This window comes from Nocardioides malaquae (assembly GCF_015070385.1).
In the GTDB taxonomy this organism is placed as follows: Bacteria; Actinomycetota; Actinomycetes; order Propionibacteriales; family Nocardioidaceae; genus Nocardioides; species Nocardioides malaquae.
On sequence record NZ_JADCSA010000025.1, the window covers coordinates 1 to 5,484 of the forward strand.

General features: G+C 56.2%; 3 rRNA genes. All 3 read left to right on the forward strand.

Annotated elements, in window-relative coordinates:
• The first annotated feature begins 99 nt into the window (after positions 1-99).
• A 16S ribosomal RNA gene (locus IEQ44_RS15395) occupies positions 100-1,621 on the forward strand.
• Positions 1,622-2,085: 464 nt separating this feature from the next.
• Positions 2,086-5,190: ribosomal RNA gene (locus IEQ44_RS15400) — 23S ribosomal RNA — on the forward strand.
• A 170-nt stretch (positions 5,191-5,360) separates the two neighbouring features.
• Positions 5,361-5,477, forward strand: a 5S ribosomal RNA gene (gene rrf, locus IEQ44_RS15405).
• The 16S, 23S and 5S rRNA genes sit together here, the layout of an rRNA operon.
• Positions 5,478-5,484 lie beyond the last annotated feature (7 nt).

Genomic DNA, 5,484 nt, shown 5'->3' on the forward strand with positions numbered 1-5,484 from the left:
GTCTTTTGGTTGGTGTCGATGGATTTCTTTGACAATGAATTCTGACAACGTAAGTTAGTCAGGGTTTGTTCTTGTCGGGGATGGCTTTTCTTGAAATTTTCAATGGAGAGTTTGATCCTGGCTCAGGACGAACGCTGGCGGCGTGCTTAACACATGCAAGTCGAGCGGTAAGGCCCTTCGGGGTACACGAGCGGCGAACGGGTGAGTAACACGTGAGTAATCTGCCCTTCACTTCGGGATAACCACCGGAAACGGTGGCTAATACCGGATATGACTTCTCTTCGCATGTTGAGAGGTGGAAAGTTCTGGCGGTGGAGGATGTGCTCGCGGCCTATCAGCTTGTTGGTGAGGTAATGGCTCACCAAGGCTTCGACGGGTAGCCGGCCTGAGAGGGTGACCGGCCACACTGGGACTGAGACACGGCCCAGACTCCTACGGGAGGCAGCAGTGGGGAATATTGGACAATGGGCGAAAGCCTGATCCAGCAACGCCGCGTGAGGGATGACTGCCTTCGGGTTGTAAACCTCTTTCAGTACCGACGAAGCGCAAGTGACGGTAGGTACAGAAGAAGCACCGGCCAACTACGTGCCAGCAGCCGCGGTAATACGTAGGGTGCGAGCGTTGTCCGGAATTATTGGGCGTAAAGGGCTCGTAGGCGGTTTGTCGCGTCGGGAGTGAAAACTCAGGGCTTAACTCTGAGCTTGCTTCCGATACGGGCAGACTAGAGGTATGCAGGGGAGAACGGAATTCCTGGTGTAGCGGTGAAATGCGCAGATATCAGGAGGAACACCGGTGGCGAAGGCGGTTCTCTGGGCATTACCTGACGCTGAGGAGCGAAAGTGTGGGGAGCGAACAGGATTAGATACCCTGGTAGTCCACACCGTAAACGTTGGGCGCTAGGTGTGGGGTCCATTCCACGGATTCCGTGCCGCAGCTAACGCATTAAGCGCCCCGCCTGGGGAGTACGGCCGCAAGGCTAAAACTCAAAGGAATTGACGGGGGCCCGCACAAGCGGCGGAGCATGCGGATTAATTCGATGCAACGCGAAGAACCTTACCTGGGTTTGACATACGCCGGAAACACCTAGAGATAGGTGCCCTTTTAGTCGGTGTACAGGTGGTGCATGGCTGTCGTCAGCTCGTGTCGTGAGATGTTGGGTTAAGTCCCGCAACGAGCGCAACCCTCGTTCTATGTTGCCAGCATGCCCTTCGGGGTGATGGGGACTCATAGGAGACTGCCGGGGTCAACTCGGAGGAAGGTGGGGATGACGTCAAGTCATCATGCCCCTTATGTCCAGGGCTTCACGCATGCTACAATGGCCGGTACAAAGGGCTGCGATCCCGTGAGGGGGAGCGAATCCCAAAAAGCCGGTCTCAGTTCGGATTGGGGTCTGCAACTCGACCCCATGAAGTCGGAGTCGCTAGTAATCGCAGATCAGCAACGCTGCGGTGAATACGTTCCCGGGCCTTGTACACACCGCCCGTCACGTCACGAAAGTCGGCAACACCCGAAGCCGGTGGCCCAACCCTTGTGGAGGGAGCCGTCGAAGGTGGGGCTGGCGATTGGGACGAAGTCGTAACAAGGTAGCCGTACCGGAAGGTGCGGCTGGATCACCTCCTTTCTAAGGAGCACACGCCCCGACGCCCACCGAATGTGTGGGTGCGTATGGTGGTGTTCGCTAGTGGAATCGTCGATGAATGGCTTGAACCTGTTTGGTGGTTCGTCCTCAGTACGGCTCGCGCACTTTGGTGTGGGGGTGTGGAACCTGGATGGATCGGCTTGGTGGGGGAGGGTCGAGGCACACTGTTGGGTCCTGAGGGATCAGGTTCGCAAGTCCTGGGTTGTGTCTGGGGGTTGTGTGCTGGTTGCTCTGGTTCTCCTTTCTTCTGCATGCATGGTTTGTGTGTGGGGGGTTGGTGGGGTTGGTGTTTGAGATCTGGATAGTGGACGCGAGCATCCCACGCTCAAGTGTTTCTTGAGTGTGGATGTGCAATAAGCAGAAATCATGCGTAATGCATGTGCTGCCGCACCTTTGATTGGGGTGTGGTGGTTGGTCTTTGTAGTTGAGTTGTTTTGACGTTGTTGAGACAAGCTACTAAGGGCACATGGTGGATGCCTTGGCACCAAGAGCCGATGAAGGACGTAGGAGCCTGCGATAAGCCCCGGGGAGTTGGCAACCGAGCTGTGATCCGGGGGTGTCCGAATGGGGAAACCCAGCTGGAGTCATGTCCAGTTACCCTCACCTGAACACATAGGGTGAGTGGAGGGAACGTGGGGAAGTGAAACATCTCAGTACCCACAGGAAGAGAAAACAATAGTGATTCCGAGAGTAGTGGCGAGCGAAATCGGATGAGGCCAAACCATACTTGTGTGATACCCGGCAGGGGTTGCAGGTGTGGGGTTGTGGGGCCGCTTGGTCAGTTCTGCCGGACTGGCGCAGAGTGAGAAACTTGTGGTGAAGTCGAAGCCGGTTGGAAAGCCGGGCCGTAGAGGGTGATAGCCCCGTAGGTGTAAGCCGCAAGCTCTGGAGCGTTACCCCAAGTAACACGGAACCCCTGAAATTCCGTGTGAATCTGGCGGGACCACCCGTTAAGCCTAAATACTCCTTGGTGACCGATAGCGGACAAGTACCGTGAGGGAAAGGTGAAAAGTACCCCTGGCGGGGAGTGAAATAGTACCTGAAACCGTGTGCCTACAATCCGTCGGAGCCTGTGAGGGTGACGGCGTGCCTTTTGAAGAATGAGCCTGCGAGTTTGCGGTGTGTAGCGAGGTTAACCCGTGTGGGGAAGCCGTAGCGAAAGCGAGTCCGAACAGGGCGGTTGAGTTGCACGCTCAAGACCCGAAGCGAAGTGATCTATCCATGGGCAGGTTGAAGCGCGGGTAAGACCGCGTGGAGGACCGAACCCACTTAGGTTGAAAACTGAGGGGATGACCTGTGGATAGGGGTGAAAGGCCAATCAAACTTCGTGATAGCTGGTTCTCCCCGAAATGCATTTAGGTGCAGCGTTGTGTGTTTCTTGCCGGAGGTAGAGCACTGGATAGCCGATGGGCCCTACCAGGTTACTGACGTTAGCCAAACTCCGAATGCCGGTAAGTGAGAGCGCAGCAGTGAGACTGCGGGGGATAAGCTCCGTAGTCGAGAGGGAAACAGCCCAGACCATCAGCTAAGGCCCCTAAGCGGTGACTAAGTGGAAAAGGATGTGGAGTCGCATTGACAACCAGGAGGTTGGCTTGGAAGCAGCCATCCTTGAAAGAGTGCGTAATAGCTCACTGGTCAAGTGATTCCGCGCCGACAATGTAGCGGGGCTCAAGTCATCCGCCGAAGCTATGGCATTCACACGTTAAGCTAAGCCTTTGTGGTTCAGGTGTGTGGATGGGTAGGGGAGCGTCGTGTGGGCAGTGAAGCGCCGGAGTGATCCAGGTGTGGAGCCTACACGAGTGAGAATGCAGGCATGAGTAGCGAATGAAATGTGAGAAACATTTCCGCCGAATGATCAAGGGTTCCAGGGTCAAGCTAATCTGCCCTGGGTAAGTCGGGACCTAAGGCGAGGCCGACAGGCGTAGTCGATGGACAACGGGTTGATATTCCCGTACCGGCGAAGTAGCGCCCATGACGAGGCTGGTGATGCTAACCGTCCGAAGCACCGTGACCAATACCCTTCGGGGTGGCGGCGTGTGTGTGGAGCACGGGACCCGATCCAGTAGTAGTCAAGCGATGGGGTGACGCAGGAAGGTAGTCCAACCGTGGCGATGGTAGACCACGGCTAAGGGTGTAGGACTGACGGTAGGCAAATCCGCCGTCTGCATGTCTGAGACCTGATGGGGAGCCCAGTGGGGTGAAGTGGATGATCCTATGCTGTCGAGAAAAACCTCTAGCGAGCTATGAGCCGCCCGTACCCCAAACCGACTCAGGTGATCAGGTAGAGAATACCAAGGCGATCGAGTGAACCATGGTTAAGGAACTCGGCAAAATGCCCCCGTAACTTCGGGAGAAGGGGGGCCGGATCCGTCAAACTCCTTGCGAGTGGCAGCGGTGATGGCCGCAGAGACCAGGCCCAAGCGACTGTTTACTAAAAACACAGGTCCGTGCGAAGTTGTAAGACGATGTATACGGACTGACTCCTGCCCGGTGCTGGAAGGTTAAGGGGACCGGTTAGATCGTAAGATCGAAGCTGAGAACTTAAGCCCCAGTAAACGGCGGTGGTAACTATAACCATCCTAAGGTAGCGAAATTCCTTGTCGGGTAAGTTCCGACCTGCACGAATGGAGTAACGACTTGGGCGCTGTCTCAACCATGGACTCGGCGAAATTGCACTACGAGTAAAGATGCTCGTTACGCGCGGCAGGACGGAAAGACCCCGGGACCTTTACTATAGTTTGGTATTGGTGTTTGGTTCGGCTTGTGTAGGATAGGTGGGAGACTGTGAAGCATTCACGCCAGTGAGTGTGGAGTCATCGTTGAAATACCACTCTGGTCGTACTAGATGTCTAACCTAGGTCCGTGATCCGGATCAGGGACAGTGCCTGATGGGTAGTTTAACTGGGGCGGTTGCCTCCTAAAATGTAACGGAGGCGCTCAAAGGTTCCCTCAGCCTGGTTGGCAATCAGGTGGCGAGTGTAAGTGCACAAGGGAGCTTGACTGTGAGACAGACATGTCGAGCAGGGACGAAAGTCGGAACTAGTGATCCGGCGTCGGCATGTGGAAGCGGCGTCGCTCAACGGATAAAAGGTACCCCGGGGATAACAGGCTGATCTTCCCCAAGAGTCCATATCGACGGGATGGTTTGGCACCTCGATGTCGGCTCGTCGCATCCTGGGGCTGGAGTAGGTCCCAAGGGTTGGGCTGTTCGCCCATTAAAGCGGCACGCGAGCTGGGTTTAGAACGTCGTGAGACAGTTCGGTCCCTATCCGCCGCGCGCGTTGGAAACTTGAGAAAGGCTGCCCCTAGTACGAGAGGACCGGGGTGGACGAACCTCTGGTGTGCCAGTTGTCCCGCCAGGGGCACGGCTGGTTGGCTACGTTCGGAAGTGATAACCGCTGAATGCATCTAAGCGGGAAGCATGTTTCAAGATGAGGTTTCCCACCACCTTGAGTGGTTAAGGCCCCCAGCAGAACACTGGGTTGATAGGCCGGAGGTGTACAGCAGTGATGCCCAGCCGACCGGTACTAATAGGCCGAGGGCTTGTCTCAACCACGTACATGACACCTCAAACACACTGACTCAAGCTGCTACGCGTCCACTAACCAGATCCCAGATCCCACACCCCACCCCAGGCCACAGCGCCTGGGGGTAGAGGCAACACAACACAACAATGGACTCGACCCCCCAAACCGCAACACCAGTGGGGGTTGGAAAGAGTTACGGCGGCCATAGCGAAAGGGAAACACCCGGTCCCATCCCGAACCCGGAAGTTAAGCCTTTCAGCGCCGATGGTACTGCGACCGAGAGGTCGTGGGAGAGTAGGACGCCGCCGGACATACCTT